Source organism: Stutzerimonas kunmingensis, from assembly GCF_032106285.1.
In the GTDB taxonomy this organism is placed as follows: domain Bacteria; phylum Pseudomonadota; class Gammaproteobacteria; order Pseudomonadales; family Pseudomonadaceae; genus Stutzerimonas; species Stutzerimonas kunmingensis_B.
Genome location: NZ_DAMCPO010000002.1, coordinates 129,754 through 148,283, shown reverse-complemented (window position 1 = coordinate 148,283; position 18,530 = coordinate 129,754). Strand labels below are relative to the sequence as shown.

General features: G+C 64.2%; 13 protein-coding genes and 1 pseudogene. 4 read left to right on the top strand and 10 right to left on the bottom strand.

The features are described from left to right. Nucleotides 1-2: 2 nt before the first annotated feature. The 6 genes and pseudogenes from RT582_RS02415 to RT582_RS02390 all read right to left on the bottom strand — a co-directional run bounded on the left by RT582_RS02415 (nt 3) and on the right by RT582_RS02390 (nt 7,942). Nucleotides 3-1,430: a sensor domain-containing diguanylate cyclase gene (locus RT582_RS02415; protein WP_313476417.1), complete on the bottom strand. Its 1,428-nt coding sequence runs from the start codon at nt 1,428-1,430 to the stop codon at nt 3-5. A gap of 79 nt (nt 1,431-1,509) precedes the next feature. Then, nucleotides 1,510-1,839, bottom strand: a pseudogene (locus tag RT582_RS02410) (7TMR-DISMED2 domain-containing protein); the annotation flags it as partial. Nucleotides 1,840-2,130: 291 nt separating this feature from the next. Then, on the bottom strand, nt 2,131-4,053 hold the full coding sequence (locus RT582_RS02405; protein ID WP_046617466.1) for a sensor domain-containing diguanylate cyclase: 1,923 nt from the start codon (nt 4,051-4,053) through the stop codon (nt 2,131-2,133). 131 nt (nt 4,054-4,184) lie between these two features. Continuing rightward, complete coding sequence (locus RT582_RS02400) at nt 4,185-5,771, bottom strand: methyl-accepting chemotaxis protein (protein WP_313476414.1); 1,587 nt, start codon at nt 5,769-5,771, stop codon at nt 4,185-4,187. Between the two features lie 124 nt (nt 5,772-5,895). Continuing rightward, the gene (locus RT582_RS02395) at nt 5,896-6,060 is read right to left on the bottom strand and encodes a hypothetical protein (RefSeq protein ID WP_221103563.1); all 165 of its coding nucleotides are present in this window, start codon (nt 6,058-6,060) and stop codon (nt 5,896-5,898) included. 298 nt (nt 6,061-6,358) lie between these two features. After that, nucleotides 6,359-7,942, bottom strand: coding sequence for a methyl-accepting chemotaxis protein (locus tag RT582_RS02390; protein ID WP_023443999.1), 1,584 nt, complete (start codon nt 7,940-7,942; stop codon nt 6,359-6,361). Between the two features lie 609 nt (nt 7,943-8,551). Between RT582_RS02390 and RT582_RS02385 the strand changes: the two genes are divergently transcribed. Together RT582_RS02385 and RT582_RS02380 are read left to right on the top strand one after the other, a co-directional pair. Then, nucleotides 8,552-9,517, top strand: coding sequence for a TAXI family TRAP transporter solute-binding subunit (locus RT582_RS02385; RefSeq protein WP_014818672.1), 966 nt, complete (start codon nt 8,552-8,554; stop codon nt 9,515-9,517). A 119-nt stretch (nt 9,518-9,636) separates the two neighbouring features. Further along, a complete protein-coding gene (locus tag RT582_RS02380) occupies nt 9,637-12,189 on the top strand; it encodes a TRAP transporter permease (protein WP_313476411.1) in 2,553 nt (850 codons plus the stop codon). Nucleotides 12,190-12,299: 110 nt separating this feature from the next. Here RT582_RS02380 and RT582_RS02375 read toward each other — a convergent pair whose 3' ends face one another. From RT582_RS02375 to RT582_RS02360, 4 genes are all read right to left on the bottom strand, one after another. Continuing rightward, nucleotides 12,300-13,529: a nucleoside recognition domain-containing protein gene (locus RT582_RS02375; protein ID WP_044316327.1), complete on the bottom strand. Its 1,230-nt coding sequence runs from the start codon at nt 13,527-13,529 to the stop codon at nt 12,300-12,302. A gap of 424 nt (nt 13,530-13,953) precedes the next feature. Beyond that, the gene (locus RT582_RS02370; protein WP_003282841.1) at nt 13,954-14,124 is read right to left on the bottom strand and encodes a DUF1328 domain-containing protein; all 171 of its coding nucleotides are present in this window, start codon (nt 14,122-14,124) and stop codon (nt 13,954-13,956) included. A gap of 109 nt (nt 14,125-14,233) precedes the next feature. Next, nucleotides 14,234-14,470, bottom strand: coding sequence for a hypothetical protein (locus RT582_RS02365; protein ID WP_003303271.1), 237 nt, complete (start codon nt 14,468-14,470; stop codon nt 14,234-14,236). A 179-nt stretch (nt 14,471-14,649) separates the two neighbouring features. Beyond that, a complete protein-coding gene (locus RT582_RS02360; RefSeq protein ID WP_046617461.1) occupies nt 14,650-15,081 on the bottom strand; it encodes a PA2169 family four-helix-bundle protein in 432 nt (143 codons plus the stop codon). Between the two features lie 313 nt (nt 15,082-15,394). Between RT582_RS02360 and algB the strand changes: the two genes are divergently transcribed. Further along, nucleotides 15,395-16,741, top strand: coding sequence for a sigma-54-dependent response regulator transcription factor AlgB (gene algB, locus RT582_RS02355; RefSeq protein ID WP_014818667.1), 1,347 nt, complete (start codon nt 15,395-15,397; stop codon nt 16,739-16,741). Then, nucleotides 16,738-18,525, top strand: coding sequence for a KinB sensor domain-containing domain (locus tag RT582_RS02350; RefSeq protein ID WP_041015063.1), 1,788 nt, complete (start codon nt 16,738-16,740; stop codon nt 18,523-18,525). The genes algB and RT582_RS02350 overlap by 4 nt, the downstream gene beginning before the upstream one ends. Nucleotides 18,526-18,530: the final 5 nt, after the last annotated feature.

Below are 18,530 nucleotides of genomic sequence, written 5' to 3'. Positions count from 1 at the left end.
CCTCAGGCAAACACGGTCGCGCCATCCGGCCCGAGGTCAGCGGCCTCGACCACGCAATTGCGGCCGCTACGCTTGGCCTCATAGAGCGCACGGTCTGCTGCACTGAGCAACTCCAGCGGCGACGCCGCGGCTTGCGAATCAAGCGTAGCCACGCCAAAGCTGATGGTCAGGCTGACGCGCTCGCCGTCGCAGTCGAGCTCAAGCCGCTCGACATCCTGCCGCATCCGCTCGGCCAGCAGCACCGCCTGCGGCCCGCCGGTTGCCGGCAGCGTGATGACGAACTCCTCACCACCGTAACGCGCCGCGAGATCACCGGCTCGCTGGCAATGCTGCTGGAGCACCGCCGCGACCTGGCGCAGGCACTCGTCGCCGAACGGATGGCCGTAGCTGTCGTTGACTCGCTTGAAGTGATCGATGTCGCCCAGCAGGACGGTCAACGGCGTGCCGTTGCGGCGTCCGCGACGGACCTCGTCTTCGAGTAGCTGATCGAACTGGCGGCGATTGGCGAGGTGCGTCAACGGATCGGTGGAGCTCAGTCTGAGCAGCTCGGCATTCGCCAGCTCGAGACCGTGACGGACTTCCTTGAGCGCCTTGGTGCGCGCCACTACGCGCGTTTCCAGCTCTTCATTGGCACGCTGTTGGATCTGCAGTGCCTGTTGCTTGGCCTGCAGGTGCTGCTCGCGTTCGTCGGCCAGGCTGCGCGAGGTCTCCAGCGCCAGCTGCTGGGCGGCGATGCGTTGATCGCGCTCCAGGTTGATCCGTTCGGCAAGCGCCATCGATAGCAGCACGAACTCGATGAACATGCCTACCAGCTGGCCATGCAGCGTCAGCCGATTGAGTGGCATGTAGCCCCACAGCGCCAGGAGGTGAATGACGGTGAAACCCAGCAGCGTTATCCAGGCGATGCTGAACAGCCGCGCCGATACGTTGCCACGGGCCCACAACGTGAGCGTCACCGCCAGGCTGATCAGGCAGTAGGGCAGCGCCACGTATTCCATGAACAGCCAGTGTGCATGATCCGGAATCAGCAGCACCGCCAACAGCACCGTGATCCAGTAGCAGCCCATCACCCAGGTGATGTGCCAGACCCAGCCGCCGTACTGGCGAACCTGCAGAAAGCGTACGACGAAAAGCAGCGGAGTAAGGAAGCACAGGGTTGCCGACAGCGTGTAGAAGCGCGCCGAGAACGGCGGTGCGCCGGGCCACAACACCAGCCGGCCGAAGCCGCTCATGGTGCCGACGTAGAACATTGCGCTGAGCAGATACAGCACGTACAGCAGATAGCTGAGGTCGCGGGTGAAAATCAGCAGGCTCAGGTTGTACAGCACGATGACGATCATGCCGCCGAAGAACAGGCTGAACAGCGCCGTATCGAGCACCTTGCCCTCGATGAAGCTCGTCTCGTCGACCAGCTCCAGCGGCAGCACCATCAGCTCGCTGGCCTCCAGCTTGCAGATAGACCACCGCCTGCTCGCCGGGCTGCAGGCTCAGCGGGAAGACCAGGTTGTGATCGACCACCGGCCGCCGACTGACCGCCAGCGTATCGCCAGCGACCATGGGCTCACCCCATCGGTCCTGCCGCGGGTAGTAGACGCGCAGCGTAACGCGGTCGAGCACGGGCCACTTGAGCAACAGATACCAGCTGCTGGCATTTGCCTGGAGGTTGTGCACCGGGAATCGTAGCCATGCGCCTGCTGGCTGGCGGAGCAGATTGGGTACCTGCAGCGGCTGCCAACCCCGGTCGTCGCTGTGTGCCTGGTCGAAGCCAGACTCCAGCCGGCCAAGCGCGTATTCCGGTTGGCCAACCTGCAGCCCGGGAGCGTGCCGGCTTTCGATCATCAGGCGGTCTTCGGCCATCGCCCGGCCCGGCGCAGCACCAAGCAGAAGCATGAAGCACAGGACCAGCAGTGCATTGAACGGCATCGATTTCTCATGGCCGGTAGCGCCGCCGGAATCGAGCCGGAAGCGCTTCGGAAGGACGTGTGGTATCGGCGCGGCCCCGCCGGGCGACCGGAGCCTGAAGCGGGTCATTGTATGTAACTTTTTGTATTTAGGCGCGCAGCAGGCGGTCCCTTTTTCAGGGCATGCCAGCGAGCCGCGCGGACCTCGCGCAGGACCGTTTCATATCGCTCAAGCGTTGAGGGCCGGAGTCTGCTCGCCAGCATTGACCTCAGCTGCCAGAGCCACCTGGTCGCGACCAGCGTTCTTGGCCTGATAGAGCGCCGCATCCGCCGCCGCCAGCAGATCGGCCGGCGCGACGAGCGAGGGGGTCAGCGTGGCGACGCCAAGGCTGATGGTCAGCGCCACCGGCTGTTCGCCATGCTGCAGCTGCAGGTGCGCGATCGTGCAGCGGATCGATTCCGCCAGGGCGACGGCCTGTTCGGCGTCGAGCCCCGGCAGCAGGACGACGAACTCCTCACCGCCATAGCGCGCCGCGACGTCGCCGGCGCGCTGGCAGTGGGCAGCGAGCACTGCCGCTACCTGGCGCAGGCACTCGTCACCGAAGGGGTGGCCGTAGCTGTCGTTGACCCGCTTGAAGTGATCGATATCGGCGAGCAACACCGACAGTGGGCTGCCGGCGCGCCGCGCGCGGCGGATTTCCTCGTCCAGCAGACGATCGAAACGCCTGCGGTTGGCCAGCTGGGTCAGCGAATCGGTGGTGCTCAAGCGCATCAGTTCGGCATTGGCGGCTTCCAGGCCGTGGCGGACTTCTTCCAGCGCACGGGTGCGTTCGTAGACCCGCGCTTCGAGCACCTCGTTGGCGCGCAGTTGTAGATCCAGCGCCTCCTGCTTGGCCTGCAAACGGAGTGCGCGCTCCTCGGCCAGCGATTCCGAGGCGTGCAATGCCAGTTGCTGCGCGGCGATGCGCCGGTTGCGCTCGACGTTGATGCGCTCAGCCAGCGCCATGGATAGCAGCACGAACTCGGCGAACATGCCGATCAGCTGGCCATTCAGCGTCCAGGCATTGAGTGGCAAGGTGCCGTTGAGCGCCAGCAGGTTGACCACGGTGAAGCCGAGCAAGGTGCTCCAGGCGATGCTGAACAGCCGCGCGGACGGATTGCCGCGCATCCACAGGTTGAGCGTCACGGCCATGGTCACGACGCAGTGCAGCAGCGCGACGCTGTCCATGAACAGATAGCGCGCCAGGGTCGGTGCCAGCAGCAGCATGAGCACCGCCACGCCCCAGTAGCCGGTCAGGCTGATGGACACCGCCCAGACCCAGCCGCCATAGCGGCGTATGCCGAGAAAGCGCAGGGCGAACAGCATCGGCGTGAAGAAGCACAACGCCGCGGAAAGGCCGTAGAAGCGTGCCGACAGCTCGGGGATTTCCGGCCAGAGGTAGAGCTGGCCGAAGCCGGTAATGGTCAGCACGTAGAACACCGCGCTGAGCAGGTAAAGCACGTAGAGGAAGTAGCTGCCGTCGCGGGTGAAGATCAGCAGGCTGCAGTTGTACAGCACGATCACCAAGATGCCGCCGAAGAACAGACTGACCAGCGTGACGTCGCGAAGCTTGCCCTCGATCAGCTGCTTTTCGTCGATCAGCTCCAGCGGCAGGGCGAGGGTTTCCCTGGCCTGCAGCTGCAGATAGACCACCGCTCGCTCGCCCGCCGGCAGCTCGAGTGGGTAGACGAAGTGATGGTCGGCCAGCGGTCGGCTGCTCAGTGCCACGGCATCCCCGGCCAGCATGGATTGACCCCAGCGGTCGCTGTCCGGGTAATACAGGCGCACCGCGACGCGGTCGAGCACCGGCCATTTCAGCAGCAGGTACCAGCGCTTCGCGGCGTCGCCCGTGTTATGCAGCCGGAGGCGCAGCCAGGCACCGTCGCGCTGTTTGCCAAGGTTGGGTTTGTTCAGCCGCTGCCAGGGCAGATCGGCTGCGGCGATCTGGGTGAAATCCGCGTCCGGCCTGCCCAGCAGGTATTCCACTGCGCCGACCTGCAGCGTCGCCGCTCCCCTTGTCTGCAGCACCGGCGATGGCTCAGCCGCCATCGCGTTGCCGGTCCAGGGCAGCAACGTCAGGCAGGCGACCATCAGCAGTAAGGCGCGCATCATGTGGAAATGCCTCGTCGGCGCGGCAATGGCCAGCGAAGTGCCAGCCAACCGGCGTCATTTAATAAGCGCCGACAAGCACATGATGCCACCCTGATATCAGTCTGTCCCGTGCAAGCGACAGACTGCAGCGATCACGCCCGCCGCCGCGCCCAGAACTGTTGCACCAGCTCGAGCATGCCATCGGCCAGCTGGGCGACGCCGCAGGCACTGCGCTGGCTGTGCAGACCGGTCGCAACGTGATTGTCCGAGCTGCCGCGGATGCTGACGATGCTCTGGGTGATCTCCTCGCTGGCCGAGCTTTGTTGATCCACCGCTGCGGCAATCTGGCTGCTCATGGCGCTGATCTCGTTGACCCGGCTGTTGATGCCGCCGAGCGAATGTTCGGCCTGGTCGGCATGGCTGACGCTGTGCTGCGCCTGCTCGCGGCTACGCTGCATGACGTCCACGGCCTGGCGCGCACCGGCCTGCAGCGAGCCGATCATGCTCTGGATATCGGTGGTCGCGCTGGATGTGCGCGATGCCAGCTGACGCACCTCGTCAGCCACCACAGCGAAACCGCGGCCCTGATCGCCGGCACGCGCCGCTTCGATGGCTGCATTGAGCGCGAGCAGGTTGGTCTGCTCGGCAATGCTGTGAATCACCTCGAGCACGCGGCTGATTTCCTGGCTGTGGCTTTCCAGCTGATGAATGACTTCGGCGGCCTGCTGGATGTCACCGGCCAGCCGCGTGATGCTGCTGCCGGTGAGGCCGACGATCTCCCGGCCGCTGGCCGCTTCGCTGTCCGCGCGGGCCGCCACCTCGGCCGTGCGCTGCGCGTTGAGGGCGACTTCCTGCACGCTGGCGGTCATCTGCCGAATCGCCGTGGCGATCAGATCGGTTTCCTGCTGCTGGCGCGAGGCGCTTTCGGTACTGCCATGCATGGCACCGAGCAGGTCGCGGGCGTGGCTGCTGAGCTGGCGGCTGCAGTCGGCGATGCGCCCGACCATGGCGCCGGCTTCGGTTTCCAGCATCTTCATGGCGAAGGCGATCTCGCCGATCTCGTCACGGCGTCCGGTGTAGATCAACTGGCTGACCGGGTTGTGGCCGATGCGTCGCGCCTGGCGCGCCAGCTGCGTCAGCGGTGCGAGCGCCAGCGCCGCCAAGCCAGTGGCCACCGCACCGCCTAGCACGACCGCGGCGGCACCGGCGGCCAGCGGCGCACCGAGCAGCAACGCGCCGAGCGCCGCGCCTGCGGCACTGCCGAGGCCAGCCAGCAGCGCCACGCGGCCACGCAACCCGAGCCGCGAAGCGCGCAATACGCCTGCGGCACGGCCCTCGCGCAGGCGTGCGTAAAGCGCCTCGGCGGCGCGAATCTGTTCGGGCTGCGCGCGGGTCCGCACCGACTGGTATTCGACGACCTTGCCGTCGCGGCCGACGGGGGTGGCGAACGCGCTGACCCAGTAGTGATCGCCGTTCTTGCAGCGGTTCTTGACGATGCCCATCCACGACCTGTTCGCCTGCAGCGTTTGCCAGAGGTCGGCAAAGGCGGCCTCGGGCATGTCGGGGTGGCGCACGAGGTTGTGTGGCTCACCGAGCAGTTCGTTTTCACTGAAGCCGGAGATCGCTACGAAATCCGGATTGGCATAGGTAATGGTGCCGCTCAGATCGGTGGTGGACAGGATGTTCGCCGTCTCGCCAACCGTGATTTCGCGGCCGCTGACGGGAAGGTTGGTGCGCATAAACAGATCTTCCTTGGAAAATGGGTTCTGAGTACGCGAGGCAGGTACGGCACCGCTTCTGTTGGCGGCGCTCGCATGGTTGCGGCGGGCATCCTTCTACAGGGTGCCGGTTACGGTTTGGCGATCAGCGTTCGTGCTTCTCTCCCATATCGGTTTCCAGCTGCTCGAGCAGGTCGATCAGGCGCCGGCGCAACTGGCCGAGCTCGCGCGATTTGAACGAGCGTCGCGTGCGTTCCAGTACCTGAATGGTTTCTTCCAGCGCAGTGCGCAGCGTCTCTTCGGTCAGCATTGATTCATCTTTTCGTGCAAGCACATGCAGGTTGAGTGCCGATCTCTGTCAGGGCGCGCCTTGCAGCGAAACGAGCCCAAAAAAAAGGCGCCAGCCGTGGTGCACCCCCAAGGGAATGTCACGGCTGGCGCCTTAGCTATCAGGTCCGGTTGTCCTGAGCGGTAAAGCAGCTTTCGCAGCATGCGAAACTAGTGGCATTTTGCCTTTACGCGCGCGGCGTAACAAGCCCGGCGCAGACGGCGCAAGCAACATGCCGCGCCCTCTGCATCGCGCACCATTGCGGTTCACCGACAGCCGCTCAGCCACGCCGCCGGGTCCAGAACTGCTGCACCAGCATCTCCATGCTGCTCGCCAGCTCGGCGACGCCCGACGCGCTCTGCCGGCTGCGCAGGCCGCTCTCCACATGCTGATCGGAGCCGCCGCGAATGCTGACGATATTCTGGTTGATGTTCTCGCTGACCGCGCTCTGCTGCTCGACGGCCGCGGCGATCTGTATGCTCATCGCGCTGATCTCGTTGACCCGGCTGTTGATGCCCTGCAGCGAGCGCGCCGCCTGGGCCGCATGTTCGACGCTCTGCATGGCCTGCTCCCGGCTGCGCTGCATGACCTCCACCGCTTGCCGTGCCCCGCCCTGCAGCGCGCCGATCATGCTGTTGATCTCCTGGGTCGACTGCTGGGTCCGCGATGCCAGGCTGCGTACTTCATCGGCGACCACGGCAAAGCCACGACCCTGCTCGCCGGCCCGCGCCGCCTCGATGGCTGCGTTCAGCGCCAGCAGGTTGGTCTGCTCGGCGATACCGCGAATGACGTCGAGCACCTTGGTGATGTCATTGCTGTGCGCCTCCAGCTCATGGATCACGTCACCGGCCTGCTGGATGTCCTGCGCCAGCCGGCCGATGGCCGCCCCGGTACGGTTGACCACCTCGGTGCCGGTCGCCGCTTCGCTGTCCGCGCGGCTGGCTGCCTCGGCGGTGCGCTGGGCGTTGCTTGCCACTTCCTGCACGCTGACCGCCATCTGGTTGATCGCCGTGGCGACCTGATCGGTTTCGCTTTGCTGGCGTGCAGCGCTCTGCGTGCTGCTGTCCATCGCACCGAGCAGTTCGTGGGCATGCTGGCTGAGTTGACGCGAGGCATCGCCGATACGGCCGACCATGGCGCCGGCCTCGGTTTCCAGCATCTTCATGGCAAAGGCGATCTGGCCGAATTCATCACGCCGGCCGGCATAGACCAGCTGCCCCACCGGGTTGTCACCGACCCTGCGTGCCTGCTCGGCGAGGCGCTGCAGCGGCGTCAGCGCGACATAGGCCATTGCACCTGCGCCCAGCACGGCGGCAGCGGCGGTGGCCAGCGCAGCGATCAGACCCGCTCCAGCCAACAGCGCGCCGACCACGCACGGCGCGGCACCCAGCGCCGCCAGAAGCGCGACGCGACTGCGGGCGCTCAGCGGTGCACGGCGCAGCGCGACCGGTGGACGCTTGTCGCGCAACTGCGCGTACAGCTGCTCGGCGGCTGCGATCTGAGCCGGCGCGGGCTTGGTGCGTACCGATTGGTATTCGACGACCCGACCGTTGCGGCTGATCGGCGTGACGAACGCGCTGACCCAGTAGTGATCGCCGTTCTTGCAGCGGTTCTTCACCATACCCATCCATGAGCTGCCGCCCCGTACGCTCGACCACAGGTCGGCGAAGGCCTCGGTGGGCATGTCCGGATGGCGGACGATGTTGTGGTGCTGACCAAGCAGCTCGCTTTCCTCGAAGCCGCTGATCTTGATGAAGTCCGGATTCACATAGGTGATGTCACCGTTGAGATCCGTGGTGGAGAGAATATTGGCGGTGTCGCTGATGGAAACGTCGCGGCCAGTGACCGGCAGGTTCATGCGCATGGTGGTCTCGTGAACAAGGCAAAGCGTGTTGTTCTTCTCCGCCACGGACGTCTCGGTCGATGCACCTTTTCGGTACCTCGTGCACTCCCTGCCAATATCGCCACCCTGCGGTGATCGCTCCTTGCTGCGGACGGCCCAGCGGGTCGTTTGTATCGGTTTTGTAGCGCCGAAGACGGGCACGAAAAAAGCGCCAGCATTGATCCACCCCTCTGGATGGCCCCTGATGGCGCTTCAGTCGGCAGGCCCGTGGTCCTGTCCGATCAGCAAGTCTCCTCGCCTGGAGACTGATATCAGATTGATATCATAGGTCTCGACTGGCAATGCGACTGAAGTCCTACTCCGCCGGTCGGCTTTTACAACAGGCATGGCAGTAGGCCACTAAAACTGTACAGATAATACATGCTGTACAGCATGCGTACATAAAAATATGGCACCGCTCGCGCAACCCTTCTGTCGTCATCCGGTCCTAGCATTGGGGCGCAACGCTTGCCCGGATCGACATGGCAGGTCCGCAGGCTGTTACCAACGCGGTCGCCTGCTAGACTCAAGTTCCGCGCAGACTCACAAGGGATGCCGGGAATCCGAAAACAACCAAAAAGGAGTGCATCCATGAAAGGCAAATCCTTGGCATGGATCTTTACCGCTGCTCTGGCGGGAACCGGCCTGAGCGCAGTGGCACAGGCGCAAGAGAAGTTCGTCACCATCGGCACGGGCGGCCAGACCGGCGTTTATTACGTTGCCGGTCAATCGATCTGCCGCTTCGTCAACCGCAACGCGGAAAACATCAAGTGCAACGCGCCGGCGAGCGGCGGCGGCGTGGCCAACGTCAACGGCCTGCGCAGTGGCGAGTTCAACTTCGGCATCATGCAGTCGGACCATCAGTACAAGGCGATGGAAGGCGTGGCGCCGTTCGAGAAAGAAGGCAAGATGGACGACATCCGTGCCGTCTTCTCGCTGCAGAGCGAAGTCTTCACCGTGCTGGCGCGTCGCGACGCCAACATCAAGGGCCTGGATGATCTGAAAGGCAAGCGCGTCAACATCGGCAACCCCGGTTCTGGCCAGCGCGACACCCTCGAAGAAATCATGAAGGAAAAGGGCTGGGACAAGTCGGCCTTCTCCCTCGCCGCCGAACTGAAGCCGGCCGAACAGGCCAGCGCCCTGGGCGACAACAACATCGACGCCATGACCTACTTCGTCGGTCATCCGAATGGCGCCATCCAGGAAGCCACCACCACCGTCGATGCAGTTCTGGTGCCGATCACCGGCCCGGAAATCGACAAGCTGCTGGCTGCCAAGAGCTACTACACCAAGGCTGAGATCCCTGGCGGCCTGTACAAGGGCAACGACCAGCCGACGCAGTCCATCGGTGGCAAGGCCGTGCTGTCCACTACTGCCAAGGTCGATGCCGAAGTGGTCTACCAGCTGGTGAAGTCGGTGTTCGAGAACATCGAGCGCTTCCAGCGTCTGCATCCGGCATTCAAGGATCTCAAGCCGGAAGAGATGATCGAAGTTGGCCTGAGCGCGCCGCTGCATGAAGGCGCCGAGCGTTACTACAAGGAACGCGGCTGGCTGTAAGGCTCAGCGGGGCCGCGTCGCGGATGCGGCCCTGACGTCGATGCCTTAGCCGAAAACCCGTGCGCCCCATGGCCACGGGTTTTCGCGGTTCCGTTACCTGAAAAAACAGGCCTCAATTCATGCAAGACAAACAACTGTCCACCGAGGAACTGATCGCCCAGGATGTCGGTGCGCGCTTGCCCGAAGGCCCGATGGCCGCGGTCATCGCCGGGCTGGCGCTGCTCTGGTCGCTGTTCCAGCTGTGGATCGCCTCGCCGCTGCCCTTCGTACTAGGGTTCGGCGTGCTGAACGACACCGAGACCCGCTCGATCCACCTGGCATTCGCGCTGCTGCTGGCATTTCTGGCCTACCCGGCCTTCAAGAGATCGCCCAGGGACCGCGTACCGCTGTTCGACATCGCCCTGGGGCTGATCGCTGCCTCCACCGCCGCCTACCTGTTCATCGTTTACGAACAACTGGCGCAGCGCCCCGGCAACCTGACCACCATGGACCTGATCACGGCCTGCCTCGGCATTCCGCTGCTGCTGGAAGCCACGCGCCGCGCACTCGGCCCGCCACTGGCAATCATTGCTCTGGTGTTCCTCGTCTATAGCGTCGCCGGCCCCTGGATGCCCGGCCTGCTGGCCCATCGCGGGGTGAGCTTCACCGCCTTGGCCAATCACCAGTGGATCACCACCGAAGGCGTGTTCGGTATCGCCCTGGGGGTTTCCACCAGTTTCGTCTTTCTTTTCGTACTGTTCGGCGCACTGCTCGAACGTGCCGGCGCTGGCCACTATTTCATCCAGCTGGCGTTCAGCATGCTCGGGCATTTCCGCGGCGGTCCGGCCAAGGCCGCGGTCGTGGCCTCCGGTATGACCGGCCTGATTTCCGGCTCGTCGATCGCCAATGTGGTGACCACCGGTACCTTCACCATCCCGATGATGAAGCGCACCGGTTTCTCGGCCGAGAAGGCCGGCGCGGTGGAAGTCGCCTCATCGGTGAACGGCCAGATCATGCCGCCGGTGATGGGCGCCGCGGCATTCCTGATGGTCGAATACGTCGGCATCCCCTATGTCGAGGTGATCAAACACGCGTTCCTTCCCGCGCTGATCTCCTATATCGCGCTGGTCTACATCGTCCATCTCGAGTCGCTCAAACTCGGCCTCACCGCATTGCCGCGGGCTAACGTCGCCAAGCCGTGGATGCAGCGCCTGATTGGTTTCGCCTTCGGCGCGGCGCTGATTTCCGGCCTGTCGCTGGGCGTCTATTACGGTCTTGGCTGGCTGAAACCGGCACTTGGCGATTCCGCGCTTTGGGTCATCGGTGCGTTACTGGCATTGGTCTATCTGGGCCTGCTGAAGATTGCCGCAAGCAATCCGCCACTGCCCCATGAAGACCCTGACGCTCCGCTCGAGCAGCTGCCGGAGACGCGTCCGGTGCTGCTCTCCGGCCTGCACTTCCTGCTGCCGGTGGTGGTGCTGGTCTGGTGCCTTATGATCGAGCGGCTGTCGCCCGGCCTGTCGGCATTCTGGGGCTCGGTGATGCTGGTGATCATCCTGCTCACGCAGCGGCCGCTGCTGTCGATGCTGCGCAAGGACGGGGCCCACGAGCACGGCACCTTCATGGATGGTGTCGTCGATCTGCGCGAGGGCCTGATCGCCGGTGCGCGCAACATGATCGGCATCGGTATCGCCACAGCGGCGGCGGGCATCATCGTCGGCGCGGTATCGCAGACCGGCGTCGGCCTGGTGCTGGCCGACCTGGTCGAGCTGCTGTCGATGGGCAACCTGCTGCTGATGCTGCTGCTCACGGCCTTCCTCAGCCTGATCCTGGGCATGGGCCTGCCGACCACCGCCAACTACATCGTGGTGTCCAGCCTGCTGGCGCCGGTGATCGTGGCGCTGGGGCAGCAGAATGGTCTGATCGTGCCGCTGATCGCGGTGCATCTGTTCGTCTTCTACTTCGGCATCATGGCCGACGTCACGCCACCGGTGGGCCTGGCATCGTTCGCTGCCGCGGCGGTGTCCAAGGGCGACCCGATCAAGACCGGTATCACCGCTTTCTACTACAGCCTGCGCACGGCGGCGCTACCGTTCCTATTCATCTTCAACACCGACCTGCTGCTGATCGACGTGGACTTCTGGCACGGCGTGCTGATCTTTGTCGTGGCGACCATCGCCATGCTGATCTTCGCCGCCGGCACCCAGGGTTACTTCCTGGTGCGCAGCCGCTGGTATGAAAGCCTGTTGCTGCTGCTGGTGGCCTTCACCCTGTTCCGCCCGGGATTCTGGATGGACATCATCCACGACCCCTATCGCGACATCGAGCCAGCCGCGCTGGTCGAGACGCTGGAACGGGTGGAAGAAGACAGTCAGCTGCGCCTGCGCGTGCTGGGTGAGGATGACGTGGGCGACCCGCGCGAGTTCGTCGTGCTGCTGGCAATCCCTGACGGCGAAAGCGGTGAGGAAAAGCTCGAGAAGATCGGCCTGATGACTTACAAGGACGATGGCAAGGTGCTGATCGATAGCGTCACCTTCGGCAGCCCGGCCGCCGAAGCAGGCCTGGAGTTCGACCAGCAGATCCTGCGCGTACGCGCGCCGACCGATCGCTGGCCGAAGGAATTCATGTGGATTCCGGGCTTCCTGCTGTTCGGGCTGATCGTCTGGATGCAGCGGCGCCGCCGCCAGCGCTGACTGCAGTCGCTGCAAGAGAAACCCCGGCCACAGTACATGTGGTCGGGGTTTCTTTTTTAAGCGCTATAAACGCCCGTCAGATTCGGAGCCGGGCAGTGCGCGGCTTCGGCTCAGCCGAAGAACCAGTAGCACACGGCGATCGCGGCGATGATGCCGGCCAGATCCGCCACTATCGCGCAGCCCACCGCATGGCGCGCGCGCTGGATGCCTACCGCGCCAAAGTACACCGCCAGCACATAGAAGGTCGTCTCGGTACTGCCCTGTACCGTCGCCGCCACCAGTGCCGGGAAGCTGTCCACGCCCTGACTCTGCATGGTCTCGATCAGCATCGCTCGCGCCGCACTGCCGGAAAACGGTTTGACCAGCGCAGTCGGCAGGGCATCGACGAAGCGCGTGTCCCAGCCCAGCGACTCCACCAGCCAGCGAATGCCTTCCAGACCGAAATCCAGCGCGCCGGATGCACGCAGGGCGCCGATCGCACAGAGCATGGCGATCAGGTAGGGCAACAGGCTCTTGGCGACATCGAAGCCCTCCTGCGCGCCCTCGACGAATGCCTCGTACACCGGCACCTTGCGCAGCGCGCCGACGACCAGAAAGGCGATGATCAGACCGAACAGGGTCAGGTTGCCCAGCAACGAAGACAGCGACGCCAGTGCGGTCGCCGACAGCCCGGCCAGCAGCGCCATGAAGCCACCGAGCAGCAGCGCACCGGGGACGAAGTAGGCCAGCACCACTGGGTCCCAAAGGCGCAGCCGCTGCACCAGTGCCACCGCCAGCAGGCCGGCCAGCGAAGACGCACTGGTCGCCAGGAGGATCGGCAGAAAGACCAGGGTCGGGTCTTCCGCGCCCTGCTGTACGCGGTACATGAAGATCGACACCGGCAACAGCGTCAGCGATGAGGTGTTGAGCACCAGAAACAGGATCTGCGCATTGCTGGCCACGGTCGGCAGCGGATTGAGCTCCTGCAGCGCGCGCATCGCCTTGAGGCCGATTGGCGTCGCGGCGTTGTCCAGTCCGAGGCCGTTGGCGGCGAAGTTCAGGGTGATCAGTCCCAGCGCCGGATGGCCTGCCGGCACTTCGGGCATCAAGCGGCGGAACAATGGCCCGAGCAGACGCGCGAGGAGTTCGATAAGCCCGGCCTTTTCCGCGATGCGCAAAAAGCCCAGCCACAACGTCAAGGTGCCGAACAGCACGATCATCACTTCTACGGCCAGCTTGGCCATGGCGAACAGGCTTTCCACCAGCGCGGCGAACACTGCAGGGTCGCCACCGATCAGCCAGCGCCCGAGGGCGGCAACCGCGGCGATCAGAAAAAAGCCCAGCCAGAGGCCGTTGAGCATGTCGTTCTCCCGTCGAAAGCTGGACGCGATGATAGCGGTGCGCGCGCGCACGGGTCATCCGCAGATCAGTAGACGGCAAGAGGAAAACGATGAGGTAGAGGGACTGCGAGATGAGTGGAGAGACTGCGAAGGACGATGAAGCAGATCGGACATTTGTTGCTGCATGCCGGGAGCGATAGCGCCCCCGGCCGCAGCTTCACAGAACCCGGTCCGATTAGGAGGTACTCCCTGTACCCCTAGGTCGCTCCGCGATGCAGAACAACCCGACCCCCTGGTTCCCCCCGCTGAGGGGTGAAGCGCGCGGAACGGTTAGGCCCGCGCGCTCTGGATCACCTTCGAAAGCCGAACATGACCCGGCGAAATTGGCTTCCTATGCCGCTGAAACTCCTCAATCAGCCGCCCTTGCGGGCGGCCATCGATTGCATCACACGCGTGGACCGCGGCCGCGGCCGAATATCAGCGACGCTACGAACAGAACCAGGAAGACCACGAACAGGATCTTGGCGATACCCGTTGCAGTGCCTGCGATGCCACCGAAGCCCAGTACCGCAGCGATGATGGCGATGATCAGGAAGGTAATGGCCCAACTCAGCATGGTGAGACTCCTCTTGTTTCAGGAACGGTTCTCAGCGGATCGGTCAGTCCGATCGGCATCGAGTGTGTAAAGCATCCTTGCTGATTCGCTTGCACGTCCCCTTCGTTGCTCAGAATACCCAGCGCTGTTCAGACGGCGCCTGGCGATAGTCGATGGTCTGCGGCTCTTGGCCGGTCCGCATGAGCTCAATAGGTTGAGCGTCATACATGCCGATTCGTTCCGCTGAATTCTGTTGCGCCTGGCTGAGCGGTTGCGACAGCGGGCGCTCGGCACCCATGATCAGCATGACTACCGCAGCAGAGAGGAACCCCTTGCTGGCCAATGAAAAGCGGGCTTGGCGATTCATCCTCAACTCCTTCTAAGCGTGGCGACGTCGTTTCGTTGAAGGGGATATTGCAGGCGCCGTGCCAGCCCGCATTACAATTTAAAAACCTTATAAATCAATACGTTAGAGATTATGTTCGGCGCCTTGGCAACTCAATTTGCATGAGCACCCCGGCAATGCCGGGCGTTTTGCACGAACGCTCAATGCCTGGCCTCCTTGAGCTGCCGCATGCGCTCATGGCAGGTACGCAGCTTGGGCAGCTCGATGGCGAGCAATGCCCTGACATCCGGCTCGGCATCGCCGACGGCATTCTCGAAGGCATGCAGTATGTTGGCTTCGGTCTGCTCCAGCTGGTCGACATAGGCCCTGTCGTGGTCGCCGATGCGTGATCGCGTGTTGGCATAGAGTTCGCGCATCCGGCCGGTCAGCGTCCCACCCTGCGACGGGTGCTCATGGCTGGTCGCAACCTTTACGCTAAGCGCCTGGATGATCTGCGTCTTGGCTTGGGCCAGGTCGCGAAACAGGTGCTGCAGCTCGACGTCCTTTACTTCGTCGGCAGCATGCTGGTAGAAACGCTGCCCGTCGCGGGTGATCTCGATAAGCTCATTGAGCTGATTCATGGACTGATTCATGACACCTCCTGCATGGATTGCGACAGATACGCCACACGCCCGCTCGGCGGGAAGTGACGCCCCTTTCATCAGGGTCGCAAGCCGCATGCCAGGCTGGCGCAAGCGCCAGCGGTAACCAAATCAGCCACTTGGGCGACGCCACTGAAGGCGTCGGAGTGCAGCATGCAGGAAAGCCTTGCCAATACCGTGCAACTTGCAAGACTTTTCATAGACTAAGGTCTCGCCAGCAACGCAACGGCGCCGCCAGGTGCCCGACACACCATAATCCGAAGCATTTTTCAGCGACCGATTCGCCTTTTGATGGGGAGCATCCATGGACCAAACGACGGACAACGGCGGACGCATCCTCCTGGTGGATGACGAAGCGGCGATCCTGCGCACCTTCCGTTACTGCCTGGAGGACCGCGGCTACACGGTCATGACAGCGGCCAGTGCGGCACAGGCCGAGGCCATTCTGCAGCGTCAGGTGTTCGACCTGTGCTTCCTCGACCTGAGACTTGGCGAAGACAATGGCCTGGACGTGCTGCAGCAGATGCGCCTGCTCGCGCCCTGGATGCGCGTGGTGATCGTCACCGCCCATTCGGCCGTGGACACCGCCGTGGACGCCATGCAGGCCGGCGCCGCGGATTACCTGCTCAAGCCATGCAGCCCGGAACAGCTTCGCCTGTCCGCCGCCAAGCAGCTGGAAGTCCGCCAGATGGCGGCCCGACTGGAAGCGCTGGAAGGCGAGATGAAGCAACGCAGCGACGCCCTCGGCTCGCACAGCCCGGCGATGATGGCCGTGCTGGAAACCGCGCGGCAGGTGGCAGACACCGACGCCAACATTCTCATCCTTGGCGAATCGGGTACCGGCAAGGGCGAACTGGCGCGTGCCATCCACACCTGGAGCCGGCGCTCGAAGAAGGCCTTCGTCACCATCAACTGCCCGTCGCTGTCCGCCGACCTGATGGAAAGCGAGCTGTTCGGGCACAACCGCGGCGCCTTCACCGGCGCGACGGAGAGCACGCTGGGCCGGGTCAACCAGGCCGACGGCGGCACGCTGTTCCTCGACGAGATCGGTGACTTCCCGCTGGCGCTGCAACCCAAGCTGCTGCGCTTCATCCAGGACAAGGAGTACGAGCGGGTCGGCGACCCGGTCACCCGCCGCGCCGATGTGCGCATCCTCGCGGCGACCAACCTGAACCTCGAAGAAATGGTGCGCGAGGGCAAGTTCCGCGAGGACCTGCTGTATCGCCTCAATGTCATCACCCTCAACCTGCCGCCCATGCGCGAGCGTCCCGAGGACGTGCTGACCCTGGCCGAACGCTTCCTTGCCTCGTTCGTGAAGAACTATGGCCGCCCTGCGCGCGGTTTCAGCGATGCAGCGGTTGCCGCACTGAAGACCTACCGCTGGCCGGGCAACGTGCGTGAACTGCGCAACGTGGTGGAACGGGCGAGCATCATTTGCCCGCAGCAGATGATCGAGGTCAGCCACCTCGGGCTGGGCGAACAGGTAGGCAGCAACGCGCCACGCATCGGTGAGCCGCTCAGCCTGGAGGCGCTGGAGAAAGCGCATATCGCCGGCGTGTTGAGCACCAGCGATACTCTGGATCAGGCCGCGCGCATCCTGGGTATCGACGCCTCGACTCTCTACCGAAAACGCAAGCAGTACGGCCTATGAAACTCCAGATGAAGCTGCGGACCCGCCTGTTTCTCGGCTTCTCCGCGCTGATGACGGTTGCGCTGCTGGGCCTGCTGCTGGCGCTGGTCAGCGTCATGCAGATGGCCAAGAGCCAGGAACAGCTGATCCGCAACAACTTCGCCATCATCGAGATCAACCAGCAGCTGCGTCAGACGCTGGGCAACCACCTGATCGTGATGCTCACCGACAGCGGTCGCAGTGAAGCGCTGGAACCGCTGAGCCAATCGTTTCAGCAGACGCTCGAACGCGGCATCGCCGAAGCCAGCGACGAGGCCGATCGGCAGGCATTCCAGGCCGTCGCCAGCGCCTACGCCAGCTTCCTGCAGCAAGTCGATTCCGCCAGCAACCAGAACCTGACGTTGCTGGAGGACAATCCGCTCAGCCAGGCCTTCAATCAGGTGCGCAGCCTGATGACCGACATGCAGCGCACGGCGTACGACAAGATCCGCGATACCGAGCTGCGCAGCCGTGACCGGGCGTCGCTGCTCGCCGGGCTGCTGGGCCTGACGGCGATCGCGGTACTGCTGATCGGCTTCATCACCGCGCACAGCTTCGCCCGCCGCTTCGGCGAACCGATCGAACGGCTGTCCGCCGCCGCCGACCAGATCGGCCGCGGCGACTTCAACATTTCCCTGCCGACGCCGCACATCGCGGAGCTGTCCTCGCTGAGCCGCCGCTTCGGCCTGATGGCTCAGGCGCTGCACGAGTTCAAGCAGACCAACGTGGAGGCGCTGGTCAACGGCCAGCAGCGTCTGCAGGCACTGCTCGATAGCATCGACGACGGCCTGCTGATCGTCGACCGCGACGGTCGACTGGAGCACGCCAACCCGGTCGCCCAGCGGCAGCTGGCCTGGGAGAACGAGCACCTCGGCTCGACCCTCGGCGAAGCGCTCGGCTACCCGGACCTGGACAATGCAGCGCGGCAGGTGCTGGACGACAAACCACTGTCCGACCCACCCGAAGACCTGATCATTGAGGCGGACGGCGAACGCCGCCTGCTGGCCTGGCGCATCAGCCCGGTGAGCCACCACGACGGCAGCATCAGCGGTGCGGTCATGGTGCTGCACGACGTCACCGATCAGCGCACCTTCGAACGAGTGCGCAACGAGTTCGTGCTGCGGGCCTCCCATGAGCTGCGCACGCCGGTCACCGGCATGCAGATGGCCTTCAGCCTGCTGCGCGAACGCCTGCGCTACCCGGCCGGCAGCCGCGAGTCGGACCTGTTCGACACCGTACACGAGGAAATGCAGCGACTGGTCCGGCTGATCAATGACCTGCTCAACTTCTCGCGCTATCAGAGTGGCCAGCAGAAGCTGGAGCTGGAGCAGTGCCACATCCCCGAGCTGCTCGAGGCCGCGCGTCAACGCTTCGAGGTCAACGCTGCCGAACAGGAGGTTCAGCTCAAGCTGGAGTTGCAGCAGCCGCTGCCGACGCTGATGCTCGACCGCCAGCAGATCGAGCGGGTGATGGACAACCTGCTGAGCAATGCCCTGCGCCACACGCCCAAGGGCGGCGAGGTTCGGCTGCTGGCGCGGCACCACGGCGAGCGGATGATCCTCAGCGTCGAGGACAACGGCGAAGGCATTCCCTACAGCCAGCAGGCGCGCATCTTCGAGCCGTTCGTGCAGATCGGTCGCCGCCGTGGCGGTGCCGGACTGGGCCTTGCCTTATGCAAGGAAATCGCTCAGTTGCATGGTGGGCGTATTGGCGTGCATTCACGGATCGGCCACGGCACCATCTTCTACGTTGCGCTGCCGATCTGACAGCG